The sequence below is a fragment of the Natronoarchaeum sp. GCM10025703 genome, assembly GCF_042661985.1.
Taxonomy (GTDB): Archaea; Halobacteriota; Halobacteria; order Halobacteriales; family Natronoarchaeaceae; genus Natranaeroarchaeum.
Genome location: NZ_JBHSZF010000001.1, coordinates 703658 through 719254 on the forward strand (window position 1 = coordinate 703658; position 15597 = coordinate 719254).

Here is a 15597-nt window from a genome sequence, read left to right on the forward strand (position 1 = left end):
TTTCGGTCCCGTCCGTCTACCGGGGTATGCTCACTATCTGTTCGGATACACACAGCCACGACGGGCACGCGTTGACTGGCCGCACGCTGGAGGCGGTTCGGGAGGCCGACCGCGTGATTCACGCGGGCGATTTCACGTCGCCGAGCGCGCTCGAGGCGTTTCAGGAGGAGGCACGACGTCTAGACGCAGTCCACGGGAACGCCGACAGCATGGCAGTGCGGGACCGGCTTCCGACGGCCCGCACCGTCGAGTATCAGGGGTTCGCTTTGCAGTGACCCATCGCCGCGACGGCGGCCCGACCGCGCTCTCGCTGTTCGGCCGCCAGCGCGAGGCCGACGTGGTCGTCTCGGGGCACTCACACCAGCCGTCGGTCGTCGACGCCGATGGACTGACACTGCTCAACCCCGGGAGTCACGCCGACCCTCGCGGTAATCGGCCGGGCCATGCGGAGCTGAACCGGCAGGCGGCGGACTGGCTGGTCGACTCTGCCAGCCGGACGGAACCGTCTTCGAGGAGTTCAGGATCGAGCCGTAGAAGCGCCAGCGGGGACGGACCACAGATGCATGACCGCGACGGCCTCGCGAACATCGCGCCGAGAGAGGGTCGCGGCACAGGGCGCGAGCCGCAAAGTGGAGGGCTGCGGGCGGCGGGGCAGACGGGCGGCCGCGGGCGGTCCATCGATGGCAGGGGCAGACCGATCGGACCGACCGCATTGCGGTTCGGTTGGCAGGCATCTACGTCCTCTGGAACGGACGCACTTACGGCTACGAGTACCGGGGAAAAATAGCCATCGTAGAGTCAAACAACGGCTTTAGTTATCGTAATCGCGTCCAAATCCCCACCGCTTTCGGCCGGATATGGCCTACACCCGGTGAATTCGGACGTACCAGATCACGAACCACGCGAGCATCACCGTCGCGCCGCCGGCGAAAAGAGCGCGCCCGGCGGAAGTCCTGCTCCATCGAGGAGCCCGAAATCGTCCTCGATCAGGGGGATATCCAGACTGTCGCCGTCGGCGGCCGTCGGATCGGCGTCGGCCGCGCCCGAATCCTCTTCGCTCGCGGTACCGATCTGTCCGGAGTCTTCGGTCGCTTCTCCATCAGTTCCTGACTGCTGGCCGTCGTTGGCCGCCGAGTCGAACAGCCCACTGCCAGCAATCGCCTGGATGAGCAGGCTTGCACCCGCGACGGCAGCAATGCCGCCGATCAGTCGCTTGAGCGCCGCGCGGAGTCCGGTCTCTTTCGACTCGTCGCCGGCGAAGACGACGAGCGGTTGGTCGGTCGGCCCGTAGACGTTCATCTCGCGGCCCTTCTCGGAGTAGGCTGTATCGATCACTCGGACGACGTTCGCGTCCTCCAGATTGCCGAGGTGGTACTGGGCGTTCTGTAGGGAGGTATCGATCCGGTCGGCCAGATCGGAGGGGGTGCCGGGGTCGTCGTGGAGCGCCGTCAGAAGTTGTCGGGCCGTGTTCGAGGAGAGCGCAGCGAGAACATCGTCGGCCTCCTCGCTGTCGATCCCAACCACTCTGGGTTCGCCGTCATCGACGGACGAGGTGTCGGGGATGGAGGGTAGTAGATCAGCCATACTACCGTGTCAACAGTCGAACGGAAAGAACTTTGTGCAGTACGGGCCGAAACGCATTTGTCCGCGCCTCCTGAATCCGATAGTATGTACACAGATCCGTTTTTCCTCGGCCTCGTCGGGGTCTTCGTCGGCCTCTTCCTGTTCTTTTTCCTGCTTTTCCGTAAGACTGTGATGTCGTTCAAAGACGGCATCGACGATTCGCGTCGTTGAATCGCTGCTCTCTCAGGTCGCCGTGGTGACGTCCTCTACGACGCCGACGGCCGTCTCGATAGCTTCGCGGTCGATATCCAGATGCGTACAGAACCGGACAGTCGTCTCGCCGAACTCGCTCGCCCGGACGCCACGCTCTTCGAGTGCCGAACAGAACGCCGCGGCGCTCAGTCCGAGCGCGCCCGTCCCGACCAGGACGATGTTGGTCTCGGGCATTTGAACGTCGAGGCCCTCGATTCCCGCCAGTTCCTCGGCGAGCAGGCGGGCGTTCTCGTGATCCTCGTGGAGTCGCTCCCGGTTCGCCAGTGCCTCGAGTCCCGGGGCGGCGATGATCCCGGCCTGTCGCATGCCGCCGCCGAACAACTTTCGCACCCTGCGTGCCTCGGCGATGAACGACTCGCTTCCGGCGAGCATCGAACCGATCGGTGCGCCAAGCCCTTTCGAGAGACAGAACATCACCGAATCGACGTTCCGGGTGATCCGTTCGGCCGGGACATCGTGGTGGGTCGCGGCATTGAACAGTCGCGCGCCGTCGAGGTGGACCGGGACACCGAGTTCTTCTGCGGTTTCGGCGGCGGCGTCGATGGCCTCGGGCGCGATGGCAATGCCGCCTCTGCTGTTGTGGGAGTTTTCAGCGTCAGCAGTCCGGTGCCGGGCCGGTGGAGGTCCTTCTCGACGTAGCCGGCGCGGATCGCATCGGGCGAGGGAATCCCCGCTCGCCGCCGTCTATCGTCCGCGTCTGGACCTGCGAGTGCTGGGCCAGTCCACCCAGTTCCCACTTGTAGACGTGGCTCTGTCCCTCGATGAGCACCTCCTGGCCGCGTTCGGTGTGGACGCGCACAGCAATCTGGTTCCCCATTGTCCCGCTCGGCACGAACAGCGCGGCCTCGAACCCAGTGATATCGGCGGCCCGGGACTCCAGTTCGGCGACGGTCGGATCCTCCTCGTAGACGTCGTCGCCGACCTCGGCATCTGCGGCGGCCGCTCGCATCGAGTCGTCCGGTGTCGTCACCGTATCGCTGCGGAGATCGATCATACTCGAAGTCCATCGCCGAAAACGTAAACGGTTTTTCACCTCGCCCGCGAGTTCGTTGTATGGATCCGCGAATCCGTGAACACGCAGAGGTCATCGCACACCACTCGGTCGACCTGCAGGAAGGCGACGACGTCGTCATCGTCGCCCCGCCGGTCGCCTCGGACCTGGTCGTCGCCCTCCACGAAGTGATCGGCGACATCGGTGCGAACCCGATCAGCCTCTCCAGCAACGACCGCGCCCAGCGCGCATACCTCCGTGCGAGCGAGGTAGACGACTTCGAGACGCCGGGCCACACCGAGGCCCTGATCGACGAGACCGACGTCTACATCTCGATCCGGGCGAACGAGAACGCCACCGAGACCAGCGACGTCGACGCCGAAACCAACGCCGCCTACCGGCGCGCACAGAAGCCGATCACCGCCGAGCGACTGTCCAAGCGCTGGTGTCTCACCCAGTACCCCGCCCCCTCGAACGCCCAACTCGCGGAACTCTCCACCGAGGGCTACGAGAACTTCGTCTGGGACGCTGTCAACAAGGACTGGGACGAACAGCGGGAGTTCCAGGCCAACATGGTCGACCTGCTCGAACCGGCCGACGAGGTCCGGATCGTCAGCGGTGACACCACCGACGTCACGATGTCTATCGCCGGCAACCCCGTCCTCAACGACTACGCCGAAAAGAACCTCCCCGGCGGCGAGGTCTTCACCGCGCCGGTCGCCGACAGCGTCGAGGGCGAAGTGCTGTTCGACAAACCGCTCTACCATCAGGGCCGCGAGGTCGAGGGCGTCTATCTGGAGTTCGAGGACGGCGAAGTCGTCGACCACGCCGCCGAAAAGAACGAGGAGGTCCTGACGGAGGTCCTCGAAACCGACGAGGGCGCACGCTATCTCGGCGAACTCGGCATCGGCATGAACCGCGACATCGACCGATTCACCGACAACATGCTGTTCGACGAGAAGATGGGCGACACCGTCCACATGGCGGTCGGACGCGCCTACGAGGACACTGTCGGCGAGGACAACGAGCAGAACGACAGCGCGGTCCACGTCGATATGATCGTCGACATGAGCGAGGATTCGCGGATCGAAGTCGACGGCGAAACGGTGCAAGAGGACGGGCGGTTCGTCTTCGAGGAGTAGCACCGCGGCGAGCGGTGGGCGACGAACGGTGTGAGTCGTCCCGAGGGAGTCGCGGCTTTTTTGCCGAGATTTTTTCGTGAGTGGTTTGCCACGACTACGCGGCCTGTGAGTAACCTGCAACTATCCGGTACCAACAAACTACCCTCAAGCAACAAATATCAAAACAGCAGTAATCAGATGCAAGATGAACGCAGGTTCGGAGACACGGTAGTCGTGCCTGAGGGGGTGCAAGCTCGGTTGCCTGTCTCCGCGCGCTCGGCAAGCGGGGAATCCGTACCATCGCGATCTCCGAGTCAGAAACCGCACCCGCGCTCGCTTCACAGTACGCCACGGAACGCCGGATCGTGCCCGATCCGATGGAAGATCGTGCGGGGTATCGCGATGCCCTCCTTGCGCTCGCGGAGCGAGCAGACGTCAGGGCTGTCGCGCCGATGCGGGAAGTCGACGTGTTCACGCTCGCACGGAACGAATCGGCGTTCGAGGCGCAGATGCTGCCCACCTTCCCCTCTTTCGAGATGCTGCGGACCGTCCACGACCGGTCCCGGTTGGTGGAGACAGCCGCCGACGCAGGTGTGGCTGTGCCGGAGACGCGACTGCTCGGCGAGGTCGACGACTGGGAGCGACACCAGATCGTCAAGCCGCGGTTGGTGTTACTGGCCGACGAGTACGAGGGAACGACGAGTCCGGATCGGCTCGAAAGTACCGGATCGGCGACGCTGCTCCAGCCAGGCGTCGAGCCGGATCGGGAGAGCATCCGCAAACGGATGGGCCACGAGCCCATCGTCCAGGAGTACGTTCCAGGATCGGAGTATGCGCTCTGGGCGCTTTACGACGACGGCGAGCCAGTCGCGACCTGCGGGAAACATCAGCTCCGGGCCTACAAGTACAGCGGCGGCACCAGCGTCTGCCGCGAGACGGTCTCGATCCCGGACCTGGAGACTGCTGGCACGGCGGTCCTCGACGCGCTCGACTGGAACGGCCCAGCATCCGTGCAGTTCGTCAAGGACGAGCGCACCGGGGAGTTCACGCTGCTCGAGGTCAACCCTCGGTTCTGGTTGTCGCTCGCCTGTCCGATCGCTGCCGGACTGGACTTTCCCCATCTGTTCTGGCAGATCGCGGGTGGTGAATCAGTAAACGGGTCGACATCGTACGAGGACGGCGTCGCGACACACCTGCTCCGCGGGGAACTCGTCCATCTTCACAGTGTCCTCCGGGACGAGTTTCCGCTCGTCGACCCGCCGCGGTTTCGGCAGGCCGCCCGTGATGTCGCACAGTCGGTGTACGACCAGCCCAACTTCGACTACCTCTGTCTCGACGATCCGGGACCGTTCCTCAGAGACCTCAGGAACGTGTTTCCCTGGGGCTCCGGCTAGTCCTCCGGGCGTCAACTGGACACCGACTTCAGGAAATCGAGCCACTGCTTGTGATCGTTCACGTTCACCGACCGGGAGCGCTGGCCGTACCGACGGCCGCGCAGGCTGTTGAGCGCGTTCAGCGCACGGTCGATGCCGACGATGGTGTCCGCTATCTCCTTGCCGTGCTCGTAGGACATCTCCTCGGTCTCCAGTCGGTCGACGAGTTCCATTCGCTCTGCTTTCAGCGCGCGCTTCGTGTCGAGAACCAGTTCTTTCGCTTCGTCCGGGACCCCCTCGACGCGGCGCGTCTCCATCATGAACTCCTGGAGGTCGAGTTCCTCGCCGTTTACCGTGATCGTGTCCGGCGTCTTCGCGCCGATGGTCGCGCTCTGTCTGTTGATTTGCTTGAGCAACTGCTCACGTTCCGATTCGTCCATACCTGACGGTGGCTTCGGGTGGGGAAAAACATTCGGCGACTCCTCGATTCCTGGGAACGACTGCCGCTCAGACCAGCCCAGCGACACCTGCGTTGGTATCGTGCTCCGGCAGGGTGAACCACTCGTCGGAAGCCTCGCGCAGTCCATGAAGTCGGACCTGTCGTTCCCCGCCACGCTTTCTGACCTCGATCATCCTCTCGGAGAGATGCTTGAGTTTGCTGACGTCGCGCTCGCCCGTGACGTTCGTGCAGACCGGGAATAGCTGAAGTCCGGATCTGGAGCCTCCTCGAGCATCACCTGATGGGCGTACCGAAGCACAGTCATCGAATCTGCGGAGAGTAGTGGAGTGGTTAGACTGTCGAACAGCAGATGGATCGTATCGTGTTCCAGCGCGAGCGACTCGTAGCCGCGCCGCAGACCGAGCATTGCGCCGCCGAAGTCGACCGGAGAGCTCGTCTTCCAGACGTTCTCGTCCGGTTCAGCGTGTCGCCGGTCTTTCGGCGTGGCGTCGACGACTGCAAGCTTCGACGTCGAGGCGAACTCGCTTGCCCGCTCGAACTGTCGGTGGACGTGCTCTGCGGCGTCTTTCGTGGTGATGACGACAGCGCCCTGGTCATCTCCGACAGCACTGGAGAGGAGTTCCCGGGGGAGCGACCCGATGGTTTCGGGACACGCGCCAGTAATCAGTATACTGGCGTCTTCGGGGAACGCCGCGCGAATCTCGTCGACCGTTTTTACTCGTGACACACGCTCACACCTGGTTCGTTTCAATACTCTTTGCCAGTTGTTATAAACATTGTGAGCGGTTCCCGTGACGAGGTACTCCGGGTGGCGATCAGACCATCGCGTCGTCGCCGAGTTCTGGATGCGTCTTCACGAACGCGACGAGGTGGTCGACGTACGACTCGAACGGGGGCGCTTCGATCCCGGTCCCCGCCAGTGCCCGCCGAGTGTTGGGACAGCTATACCGGGTCGGATGGTCGAGATATTCGAGGGTCGCGGGCTCTATCGAGATCCCCCGCGAGTCGAGCCACCGCGCGGCTGACCGTGCGACCGGCTTGATCGTGGGAACCGTGACGGTACGGTGGCCGGCAGCCGCCGAGAGCGCATCGACGAACTCGGTAACGGGGAGCGGCGCGGGATCACAGAGATGGTAGACCTCGCCGATAGCGCCGTCTTGCGTCCCGATGGTGGCGATGGCGTCGACGACAAAGTCCCGCGGGACGACGTTCAACTCGGCGTCGGCCGACCCCGGCACTGCGAACGATAGCGATAGCCACTCCGGTTGAGCGAGTAGCAAAGAGAGCAGGTAGTAGGGGCCGTCGTACTTTTCGGTCTCACCAGTCTCGCTGTCTCCGACCACGATTGCGGGCCGGTAGACCGTCGCCGGGAGGCCCGCCGCCATTCGCTCCTGGACGGCGACCTCCGCCCGGTACTTCGTCTCTTCGTAGTGGTTGTTGAACGACTGGCCCTCCTGCAGGTGCGCCTCGGTAAACACGCCGTCGTAGCGCCCGCTGACGTAGCAGGTGCTCACGTAGTGGAACCGTTCGAGGTCGAGCATCTCGGCGACGTCGAGGACGTTCTCGGTCCCCTGAACGTTCACGCGCTCGGCGAGGTCGGCATCGACGGCGAGGTCGTAGACCGCCGCGAGGTGATACAGTTCCTCGACGCTCTCGAACGTCTCAGCGGGGTCTTCCAGACCTATCTCCTGCTCCGTGATGTCACCCTCGTAGAGCCGGATCGGCTCGTCCTCGTCGCTTCTCTCGGCGAGGTTTGCGGCCCGTCGCTCCGCAGTCTCGCGGTATTTTGACTGGATGAGGCAGGCGACCGGGCCGTCACCGCGCTCCAGCAGGCGCTCGACGAGTGCCGAGCCCAGAAAGCCCGGAAAGCCGGTGAGCAGAACGCGTGGATCGCTCACGGCAACCACCGCCCGATTCGGGTCCGCAGGCGCATCGCGCTGGCGGTCAGTCGGACGAACCAGCGCTTCGGGAGTCGCGCGGGCGGTTCGAGCGGGCCGACGCCGGAGGTCGCTATCGTCCGCGACTCGACGTACCGCCGGAGCCCCGGGAGGCCGTGTCGCCGCCCCAATCCCGAGTCACCGAACCCGCCCATGGGCGAGTCCATCGACGCCCAGCCGACGGTGTAGGGATCGTTGACGCAGACGGTCCCGGAGTCGATCCGGCGGGCGACATCCCGGCCGCGGTCAGTATCCGCCGAGTAGACGCTCGCGTTCAGACCGTACTCGGTGTCGTTGGCGGCCGAGACCGCCTCGTCGACGCCGGAGACGGGATGGACCGAGACGACCGGCCCGAACGTTTCCTCGCAGGCCACCTGCGAGTCCGGAGCTACGCCTTCGAGGATCGTCGGTTCGTAACAGAACGGCCCGACGTCGGGCCGGTGGCGGCCGCCGGTGAGCTCCGACGCGCCGTCTTCGACGGCCCCCTCGACGTGTTGCTGGACTCGCTCTGCTGTCGGCCGTCGATCAGCGACCCGACGTCACCGTCGTAGCCGACCTCGACGCCGAGCGAGAGTTTCCGCGTCTCGCCGACGAAGGCGTCGAGGAACTCGTCGTAGACCGACTGGTCGACGTAGATCCGCTCGGGCGCGAGACAGAGTTGGCCGGCGTTCGTGAACGCGCCGTTCGCTGCGCCCCGTGCCGCGTCGTCGATATCGGCGTCGTCGAGAACGAGCATCGGGTTCTTTCCCCAGCTCCAGCGAGCAGTCGATCAGGTTCCGCCCGGCCTGCTCGGCGACCGTCCGGCCCGTCTCGGTCCCGCCGGTGAACGCGACGTAGTCCACGCGGTCGATCAGCGCCGGGCCGACGACGCTCCCCTCGCCGGTCACCACCGAAAGCACGTCTCCGGGGAGTCCAGCCTCCTCGAGGAGTTCGGCCAGCATGAGCGTCGCATAGGGCGTCCGTTCGTCGGGTTTGCAGACGACGGCGTTGCCAGCGACCAGAGCGGGCAACACGTCAGTCGTCGAGAGCGTGATCGGGTAGTTCCACGGGCTGATCACGCCGACCACGCCGAGCGGCTCGAAGGTCTCTATCGCGCTCGTAAGCCCTGGTGCGGGACCGGAGCGATCCTGATCCTCGAGCATTTCCGGTCCCTCCTTCCCGTAGTACGCGCAGGTGTTGACGACGTCTAACACCTCCTCGAAGGCGTCCTCGCGTGCTTTTGCCGTCTCTATCTGAATCGCATCGAGCAGTTCCTCGCGGTGGTCGAGCACGAGGTCCGCAAACCGATAGAGCACTGCCGCTCGCTCCTCGGCGGACTGCTCCGCCCAGGCGGTCTGGGCCTCCCGTGCCCGTTCGACCGTGGCGGCGACATCCGCCGCCTCGCAGGCCGGGACTGTGCCCACCACCTCGTCGGTTGCGGGCGTTCTGACGTCGAGCGAGGATCGGTCGCCGACCGTTCGGACTTGGCCGGCAAGCGCGTCGAGCCGAGAACGTGAGAAGGCTGTCCGTTCCAGCACTGCCGACTGCGAGAGAGCTGACATATATAGAGCGTTGGACTGCAGGACCTACTGCTTTGCCCGACTACCAGTTGCCTGAGTGGGCCGTCGACGCTACTCCACGATCCGCCCCGTCTCACTCCCCGTACGTATGGAAATCGACGGCCTGTTCGAGCAGTTCGTCGGGGATGCCCGGCACTTCCTCGGAGCGCACCGGTCCCTGCTCCTCGATGGTTTCCGGGTCCCGCGGGAAATCCCGGAGCTGAAAGTGGATGTCGATACCGGCTTTCGCACCCTGGCCGAGCGCTACCGGGATCTGGTTGTGTCCGGGCGTGCAGTCGCCGACGGCGTAGACGTCTTCGACTGAGGTCTGGCCGTGATCGCCGACCTCGATCGTTCCGTCCTCGTTGATCTCACAGCCGAGTTCCCGGGCGAGACCGTTGTTGTACTCTGCCCCGTACATCGCGAATCCGCCCCTGTACTCCCGGACGGTTCCGTCGTCGGACTCCGTCCGGCTGCTCGTGGGACGTGGTCCCACGGTGTCCTCGAACTCTATGGCTTTCAGCCAGCCGTCCTCGCCGTTCTGGATGCCGGTAACGTCCTCGTGGACGATGTCGATCGGGTGGCCCTCCAGCATTTCGGCTGTCTCCTCGCTCCACTCGGGATCGTTCCCGCGGGTAAGCAGGTCGACTTCGTCGGTGAAGTTCAGCATGAGCGCGGCGACGTGAGCGGCGCTTTCGCCGTGTCCCATCACGTACACCGACCTGTCGACGAACATGTGTGCGTCACAGTGGAGACAGTAATGAAGACCGCGGCCGGTGCGCGGAAGCGGCGGTTCGGGACGGACGTCGTTGAATCCGGTCGCCAGTACGACCTGCTCTGCGGCGTACGTCCCAGTGTTTCCCGAAAGATAGATTCGGTCCTCCTCGGTCCGTGAACAGGTGGTCACCATGTCACGGTGGATATCACAGCCGTAGCCTTCGAGTTGCTCCTGGCCGATGCCGAGGAACTCCGCCCCGCTGGTCTCTTCGGTCACGCCCAGCAGATTATGGACCTCCTGCATCATCGCTGCGCGACCGCCGCCGCGGCTGACGACGGCAGTGTCGTGTCCGAGTCGTGTGCTGTACAGCGCCGCCGTCATCCCGGCAGGCCCCCCGCCGACGACGATAACCTCGTAGCTCTCTGTTGTCTCCCCCATGTTTCGGATCGATGACTGCGGATGGCAAATAGCTGTGGCCGATGTGCCTCTCGGATGCAACTTCGACGGGCCCCCTGCGGCCGAGTTGGTACTCGTATCGCACACTCACGGTTCGTTTATATGCTGGCTCTGCGATATGTTCTCCGTGTCAACGTTCGTTGTCGTCGGCGGGGACGCCGCCGGCATGTCAGCAGCCAGTAAAGCGAAACGCGACGACCCGGAGATAGATGTCGTCGTCTTCGAGAAGGGCCAGTGGGTCTCGTACGGCGCCTGTGGGCTCCCATACTACATCAAGGGCGAAATTCAGTCGCTCGACGACCTCGTCTCGGTCACCCCCGAAGAGTTCTGTGAGGAGCGGGATATCGATCTTCGCATCGGTCACGAGGTCGTCGATATCGATCGGGACGAGCGCGTCGTCACGGCACGTAGCGAGGGCGGAGACGTGGTCCAGCCCTTCGACCACCTCCTCGTCGCGACCGGTTCCGAAGCGGTCACACCGCCGATCGACGGGCTTGAGTCCCCCGGCGTCTTCACGCTGGGTTCGATGTCCGACGGGACGGAACTCAGGGAGTACGTCGGCCGGGCACGCGCTGAGGGGGACCTCCAACAGCCGGATAGCGGCCCGGCCTGTCAGTTCCTGGAGACCTGTAGCGGGCCGGTCGGTATCGTCGGCGGCGGATACATCGGCGTCGAGATGGCCGAAGCGCTCGCCGCAAACGAGTTCGAGGTCCACCTCTTCCAGCGCGGCGACCGGATCCTCAAACAGTTCAGCGAAGCGACGAGCGAGGCCGTACTCGACCATCTCGTCGAGCAGGACGTCGCGGTCTATCTCGGAGCGGAAGTCGAGACGCTTGCCGGCGACGACAGGGTCGAGGCAGTCGTCACCGACGACGAGCGGGTTCCGGTCGACATGGTGCTCGTCGGGACGGGCGTCAGACCGCGCACTGACCTCGCCGAGGCCGCCGGTATCCAACTCGGCGAGACGGGAGCCATCGAAACAGATGCCTACCGCGAGACGAACCTCGACGACGTCTACGCCGCGGGCGACTGTGCGGAAGCCGAGCACGTTATCACCGGCGACCCGGTGTACGTTCCGCTGGCGCTCACTGCCAACCGACACGGTCGAGCAATCGGGAAGACGGTCGCAGGAGATCCGACCGAGGGCGGCGGCGTCGCAGGCACGGCAGCGGTCAAAGCGTTCGAGATGGAGGCGGCACGGACGGGTATCCTCGACCACGACCGGGCCCGTGCGGCCGGCTTCGATCCGATGACCGAGACGATCAAAGCGAAATCCCGGGCCGGCTACTACCCCGACGGTGGGACGGTCCGCGTGACGCTCACCATCGACCGGCCGTCCGGACGCGTGCTGGGCGGCAGCCTCGCCTCCGAGTACGGCGAGGGTGCGGTCCACCGAAGCCACGCGCTCGTCGGGGCAGTGACCGAGGGACTCTCCGTCGACGACCTCGCCGACTACGACCTTGCCTACGCGCCGCCGTTCAACACCACGTGGGACCCCGTCCTGACGGCCGCGAAAGTGATTGGCGGCCGACGCTGAGCCGTCCCGTTTGGTCGCCGTCTCGGTCCGGTCAGACCGCGCTGCTCGCGGGGCATAGCCCCGCTCGCTACAACGAGGTCTTCGCTACGCTCAGACCTTGCTTCTCGCGGGTCGTTCCTCCCCGCTCGCCGTAACGAGATCCTCGCTCCGCCCGGATCTCGCTCTAATCGTCGGCCGGTGCCGGACTCGAATCGAGACTGTCGTCTTCTGCGTACGGGTACCAGGTCCGTTTCGTGTTGTGCATGTACGGATCCTCGTAACTCGTCTCCTCGGGTTCGACGATGTCGTCGAGGGCGTCCTCGTCCAGTCGCGCGATGAAGTCGCGGAACGTCTCGCCGCCCTCGCGCTGGGACTCGAACGTATCGAGCAGGTTCTCGATAGCGCCCGGAACCTCGTCGGCCGGGATGCGCTCGGCGACCCACTGTGCGAACTGCGGGTTCTCGCCGAGGCCGCCGCCGAGGCCGATGTCGAGTGCTTCGACCGGTTCGCCGTCCTTGCGCGTCTTCATGCCGCGCAGGGAGATGTCGGCGATCTGGGGCTGGGCGCACGACGCCGTACAGCCCGAGAGGTGGATGTGGAAATCCTCGACGCCCTCGGGCAGTTCGACGTTTTGCTTCAGCCAGCGGGCGAACCGCACCTGGCGGTTCTTCGTCTCGACGATCGAGAGCGAACAGAACTCGGTGCCCGTACAGGCGACCGAACCGCGCATGAACGGATGGGGGTCCGGCGAGTAACGTTCGAGCAGGTCCTCTTCGAGGAGCGCGTCGAGGTCTTCCTCGGCGACGTCCGGAATGATGACGTTCTGTCGCTGGGAGACCCGCACCTCGCCCGAACCGTACTCTTCGGCGACACGGGCCAACTCAGCGGTGTCGTCGGCACCCATCCGCCCGACGAGGACGTTGAGTCCAACGTAGTAGTTATCGTCGCGCTGTTCGTGGACACCGATCAGGTCACCGTGCTCGTCGCCGCCGGCGTTGTAGGTGTACTGCTCGCGGAGGTCCGTTCCTGCGGTCTCTAGCTCGAAGTCGACGAACTCGTCCTGGAGCACGTTGCGGAACTTCTCCGGGCCCCACTCGTCCATGAGGAACTTGACGCGAGCGTTGTAGCGGTTCTCTCGGTCGCCGTGCTCGCGGAAGAGCGACGAGATGCCGCCGGCGACGTCCGCAGCGTTCTCCGGTCGCGTGAACACGTCGAGTTCGCGGGCCAGGCGCGGTTCGTTTCGCGAGAGGCCGCCACCGACGCGGATGTTGAACCCGCGGACCTCATCGCCGTCGACCTCTTTGAACGCCGGTTCGAGTGCGAGGTCGTTGATGTCACCCTGTCCGGAGCCGTCCGGTGCGCCGGTGACCGACACCTTCCACTTGCGCGGCAGATTCGAGTGGTCCTCGTTGCCCTTGAACCGCTCGTTGAGCTCCATGATGACCGGCAGCGCGTCGACGAACTCGGGGGCCTTGCCGGCCATCGGGTTACCGACGATGTTCCGCCAGGAGTCACCACAGGCCTGCTGGGTCGAGAGCCCGACAGATTCGAGTTTCTCGAATATCTCCGGGACGTCCTCGAGTTTGATCCAGTGGAGCTGGATCGACTGGCGCGTCGTCCAGTCGACGTAGGCGTTGCCGAACTCGGGATTCGATGCCGGGCCGGTCGCGTACTCGTTTGCGATCTCGGCGACGACTTCCGTCTGGCCGGGTTCGAGTACGCCGTTCGGCGTCCCGATTCGCATCATGAAGAAGCTTTCCTGCCCGGACCGCTGGTGATACAGGCCCCACCATTTGAACCGCTCGAACCACGCGTCGTGTTCCTCGTCGGGGATCGACTCCCACCCGTCTTCCGCGAACTGCTCCAGATGTTCCCTGATCTCGTTTCCATAGACCTCGCTTTTCCATTTTTCGACGTCAGTTGGCATATGGGCTCAGTAAGACCCCTCTTCATATACGCCACTGCCTCGCGTCAGTTCTCCCCCATCTACAGTGTACCAGAAAGGATTGCCTGTTGTGGCGTCACGTGTCACGGCCTGGGGTCCCGATCCGTGCTAGAATCGCCCCGAGAGGCGATGCTCGTCCTCGGTGACTCCCTCGACTGGTTCGAGCAGTGACTGCACCTGTCCGGGTTCGTACGCGGAGAACTCGCCCTCGACGACCCGGCCGACCGGTAACGTATCGATCGACCCTTCGGTTCCACAGTCGATACACTGGCCGACGACGCCCGCGACGATGCGACGGCCGTCGACCCCGACATCGTAGAACGCTTCCAGAAGCAGGTGTGCGGTCTCGCACCCACAGAAATCGTGGCGGGCGATCGGCCAGATCTGGCTCACACCGACGGCTCGCGAATCGTTGATGCTGATCCAGGCACCGTCGTCGAGCGTCCGCACGGAGACTACCATAGGTGCCTACAGATCACCCGTCTACCTTAGGCCCTCGCCGACAACAATGCTTACCGGAGCTGTGACGATACAAATACCGAAAAACCGACAGCAGGGGCCGCATTTGACCCGGATCGCTTCGTCCGTGATACCGGAAAGGATTTCTGCTAATCGGGAGTTCGGGTAGGGTTTGTTGCTGAGCGCTCTTTTAAGGAGATACCGTTACAAAGCATAGACGATGACAGACGACTCGTGCGTTGATCGAGTATCGAACCAACAGCATACGTCAGCAGACGTTGCGCCGGAACTCTACGAACGAGACTCGGTGGTCTCCCAATGAGCGAACTCAAAGCGCAAGATGGAGACGATACTGAGGAAGAATCGGACGACGATCACCTCGCGGACGTCGAGGAAGGGGCTGGCTGTACGGAGATCTGGGAGCACCTCTCCGAGCAGCGTGAGGAGTAGCGTCTCCCTCTAGTCTGACACCTGTCGGGTTGCCCGAGTAGGAGGGTTTTTTGCGGTGCCGACGTTACAGTGTTACAATGACTGCTGACTGGTCGGAAGACCAGCGAAACGAACGTTATCGCTCCGAGAGCGGTCCCCACGCGCCACCGGCAGACCGCGAGGAGCCAGTTGGTAACCCTGTGGTTCGGGGCGATGCGAAAGTCACTGGAGAGCACGCGGACGAGGCGGTCCATTTCGATCCCGACGATCCCGAGAGCCTCGACCGTGCGGCCGAGACTGTCGCCGCGTTCGCCGGAAACACGGCCGGCGCGGCCGACAACGTCTACATGCTCCGCGGTGCAGCGGCGTGTGCGGCACTCGTCAGAGGCGAAGGCTCTTACAAGATCGCCGCCGAACGCGCCGGCGGCGAGGCGACGGTCGCGTTTATTCGCAAGTGGGCACGCGTCCACGACCTCCCACAGTCGATCCGGCGACACGTCGCGATGGGTCATATCGCGCCGACAGCCGCGAAACACATTGCACGGGTGAGCGGCACCGCCCGCTTCGACCTCGCGTGGGCGGCGCTCGACAACGACCTCACAGTCCGTGAGATCCGCACGCTCGCCAGCGACGTCAATGACGGCCAGAGCGTGAAGGAAGCACTTGACGGGCACGGAATCCAGCTCGGCGAAGTCTCGCTGTTACTGCCGCCGCACGTCTACCGCGAACTTCGACGGCGTGCCGCAAACGAGGGGATCTCACCCGATCACCTCGCCCATCGTGCCCTCGACCGCGAATTCAGGGAACGCTGATCCCCG

General features: G+C 64.3%; 14 protein-coding genes and 3 pseudogenes. 7 read left to right on the plus strand and 10 right to left on the minus strand.

What is annotated here, in order from left to right; genetic code table 11:
- Positions 1–26 precede the first annotated feature (26 nt).
- Positions 27–534 (plus strand): annotated as a pseudogene (locus tag ACFQH2_RS03860) (metallophosphoesterase).
- Between the two features lie 375 nt (positions 535–909).
- Here the strand turns inward: ACFQH2_RS03860 and ACFQH2_RS03865 are convergent.
- Entirely contained in the window at positions 910–1584 is a 675-nt protein-coding gene (locus ACFQH2_RS03865; protein ID WP_377056979.1) for an ArsR/SmtB family transcription factor, read from the minus strand.
- An 84-nt stretch (positions 1585–1668) separates the two neighbouring features.
- Here ACFQH2_RS03865 and ACFQH2_RS03870 point away from each other — a divergent pair, with 84 nt between their 5' ends.
- A complete protein-coding gene (locus ACFQH2_RS03870) occupies positions 1669–1794 on the plus strand; it encodes a hypothetical protein (protein ID WP_377051150.1) in 126 nt (41 codons plus the stop codon).
- 12 nt (positions 1795–1806) lie between these two features.
- Here the strand turns inward: ACFQH2_RS03870 and ACFQH2_RS03875 are convergent.
- Positions 1807–2830 (minus strand): annotated as a pseudogene (locus ACFQH2_RS03875) (threonine aldolase family protein).
- 59 nt (positions 2831–2889) lie between these two features.
- On the opposite strand from ACFQH2_RS03875, the gene ACFQH2_RS03880 reads away from it, so the two are divergent.
- On the plus strand, positions 2890–3969 hold the full coding sequence (locus ACFQH2_RS03880) for an aminopeptidase (protein ID WP_377051154.1): 1080 nt from the start codon (positions 2890–2892) through the stop codon (positions 3967–3969).
- Positions 3970–4325: 356 nt separating this feature from the next.
- A complete protein-coding gene (locus tag ACFQH2_RS03885) occupies positions 4326–5342 on the plus strand; it encodes an ATP-grasp domain-containing protein (protein ID WP_377076471.1) in 1017 nt (338 codons plus the stop codon).
- An 11-nt stretch (positions 5343–5353) separates the two neighbouring features.
- Here ACFQH2_RS03885 and ACFQH2_RS03890 read toward each other — a convergent pair whose 3' ends face one another.
- From ACFQH2_RS03890 to ACFQH2_RS03915, 6 genes and pseudogenes are all read right to left on the minus strand, one after another.
- Positions 5354–5761 (minus strand): DUF5788 family protein, encoded by a 408-nt coding sequence (locus ACFQH2_RS03890; protein WP_377051158.1) that lies wholly within the window; start codon positions 5759–5761, stop codon positions 5354–5356.
- Positions 5762–5828: 67 nt separating this feature from the next.
- On the minus strand, positions 5829–5954 hold the full coding sequence (locus ACFQH2_RS03895; protein ID WP_377056981.1) for a hypothetical protein: 126 nt from the start codon (positions 5952–5954) through the stop codon (positions 5829–5831).
- Positions 5951–6508 (minus strand): DUF7504 family protein, encoded by a 558-nt coding sequence (locus ACFQH2_RS03900; RefSeq protein WP_377056983.1) that lies wholly within the window; start codon positions 6506–6508, stop codon positions 5951–5953. The genes ACFQH2_RS03895 and ACFQH2_RS03900 overlap by 4 nt, the downstream gene beginning before the upstream one ends.
- An 88-nt stretch (positions 6509–6596) precedes the next feature.
- The gene (locus tag ACFQH2_RS03905; protein WP_377051162.1) at positions 6597–7688 is read right to left on the minus strand and encodes an SDR family oxidoreductase; all 1092 of its coding nucleotides are present in this window, start codon (positions 7686–7688) and stop codon (positions 6597–6599) included.
- Positions 7676–9259, minus strand: a pseudogene (locus ACFQH2_RS03910) (succinic semialdehyde dehydrogenase). The gene ACFQH2_RS03905 and the pseudogene ACFQH2_RS03910 overlap by 13 nt, the downstream one beginning before the upstream one ends.
- A gap of 91 nt (positions 9260–9350) precedes the next feature.
- Positions 9351–10412, minus strand: coding sequence for an NAD(P)/FAD-dependent oxidoreductase (locus ACFQH2_RS03915; protein WP_377051164.1), 1062 nt, complete (start codon positions 10410–10412; stop codon positions 9351–9353).
- A 136-nt stretch (positions 10413–10548) separates the two neighbouring features.
- Between ACFQH2_RS03915 and ACFQH2_RS03920 the strand changes: the two genes are divergently transcribed.
- Entirely contained in the window at positions 10549–11967 is a 1419-nt protein-coding gene (locus ACFQH2_RS03920) for an FAD-dependent oxidoreductase (RefSeq protein ID WP_377051166.1), read from the plus strand.
- A gap of 163 nt (positions 11968–12130) precedes the next feature.
- On the opposite strand, the gene ACFQH2_RS03925 is transcribed toward ACFQH2_RS03920, so the two are convergent.
- A complete protein-coding gene (locus ACFQH2_RS03925; RefSeq protein WP_377051168.1) occupies positions 12131–13873 on the minus strand; it encodes a nitrite/sulfite reductase in 1743 nt (580 codons plus the stop codon).
- Positions 13874–13999: 126 nt separating this feature from the next.
- On the minus strand, positions 14000–14353 hold the full coding sequence (locus tag ACFQH2_RS03930) for a hypothetical protein (protein ID WP_377051170.1): 354 nt from the start codon (positions 14351–14353) through the stop codon (positions 14000–14002).
- Between the two features lie 315 nt (positions 14354–14668).
- On the opposite strand from ACFQH2_RS03930, the gene ACFQH2_RS03935 reads away from it, so the two are divergent.
- The gene (locus ACFQH2_RS03935) at positions 14669–14800 is read left to right on the plus strand and encodes a hypothetical protein (protein WP_377051172.1); all 132 of its coding nucleotides are present in this window, start codon (positions 14669–14671) and stop codon (positions 14798–14800) included.
- Positions 14801–14877: 77 nt separating this feature from the next.
- Positions 14878–15591, plus strand: a complete 714-nt coding sequence (locus ACFQH2_RS03940; protein WP_377051174.1) for a DUF7119 family protein — start codon at positions 14878–14880, stop codon at positions 15589–15591.
- The last annotated feature ends 6 nt before the right edge of the window (positions 15592–15597 follow it).

Excerpts from the sequence above, each read along its gene's own strand:
- ACFQH2_RS03865 (WP_377056979.1), bottom strand. The coding sequence starts at position 1,584 with ATGGCTGATCTACTACCCTCCATCCCCGACACCTCGTCCGTCGATGAC.
- ACFQH2_RS03870 (WP_377051150.1), top strand. The coding sequence starts at position 1,669 with ATGTACACAGATCCGTTTTTCCTCGGCCTCGTCGGGGTCTTCGTCGGC.
- ACFQH2_RS03880 (WP_377051154.1), top strand. The coding sequence starts at position 2,890 with ATGGATCCGCGAATCCGTGAACACGCAGAGGTCATCGCACACCACTCG.
- ACFQH2_RS03885 (WP_377076471.1), top strand. The coding sequence starts at position 4,326 with ATGGAAGATCGTGCGGGGTATCGCGATGCCCTCCTTGCGCTCGCGGAG.
- ACFQH2_RS03890 (WP_377051158.1), bottom strand. The coding sequence starts at position 5,761 with ATGGACGAATCGGAACGTGAGCAGTTGCTCAAGCAAATCAACAGACAG.
- ACFQH2_RS03895 (WP_377056981.1), bottom strand. The coding sequence starts at position 5,954 with ATGATCGAGGTCAGAAAGCGTGGCGGGGAACGACAGGTCCGACTTCAT.
- ACFQH2_RS03915 (WP_377051164.1), bottom strand. The coding sequence starts at position 10,412 with ATGGGGGAGACAACAGAGAGCTACGAGGTTATCGTCGTCGGCGGGGGG.
- ACFQH2_RS03920 (WP_377051166.1), top strand. The coding sequence starts at position 10,549 with ATGTTCTCCGTGTCAACGTTCGTTGTCGTCGGCGGGGACGCCGCCGGC.
- ACFQH2_RS03925 (WP_377051168.1), bottom strand. The coding sequence starts at position 13,873 with ATGCCAACTGACGTCGAAAAATGGAAAAGCGAGGTCTATGGAAACGAG.
- ACFQH2_RS03930 (WP_377051170.1), bottom strand. The coding sequence starts at position 14,353 with ATGGTAGTCTCCGTGCGGACGCTCGACGACGGTGCCTGGATCAGCATC.
- ACFQH2_RS03935 (WP_377051172.1), top strand. The coding sequence starts at position 14,669 with ATGAGCGAACTCAAAGCGCAAGATGGAGACGATACTGAGGAAGAATCG.
- ACFQH2_RS03940 (WP_377051174.1), top strand. The coding sequence starts at position 14,878 with ATGACTGCTGACTGGTCGGAAGACCAGCGAAACGAACGTTATCGCTCC.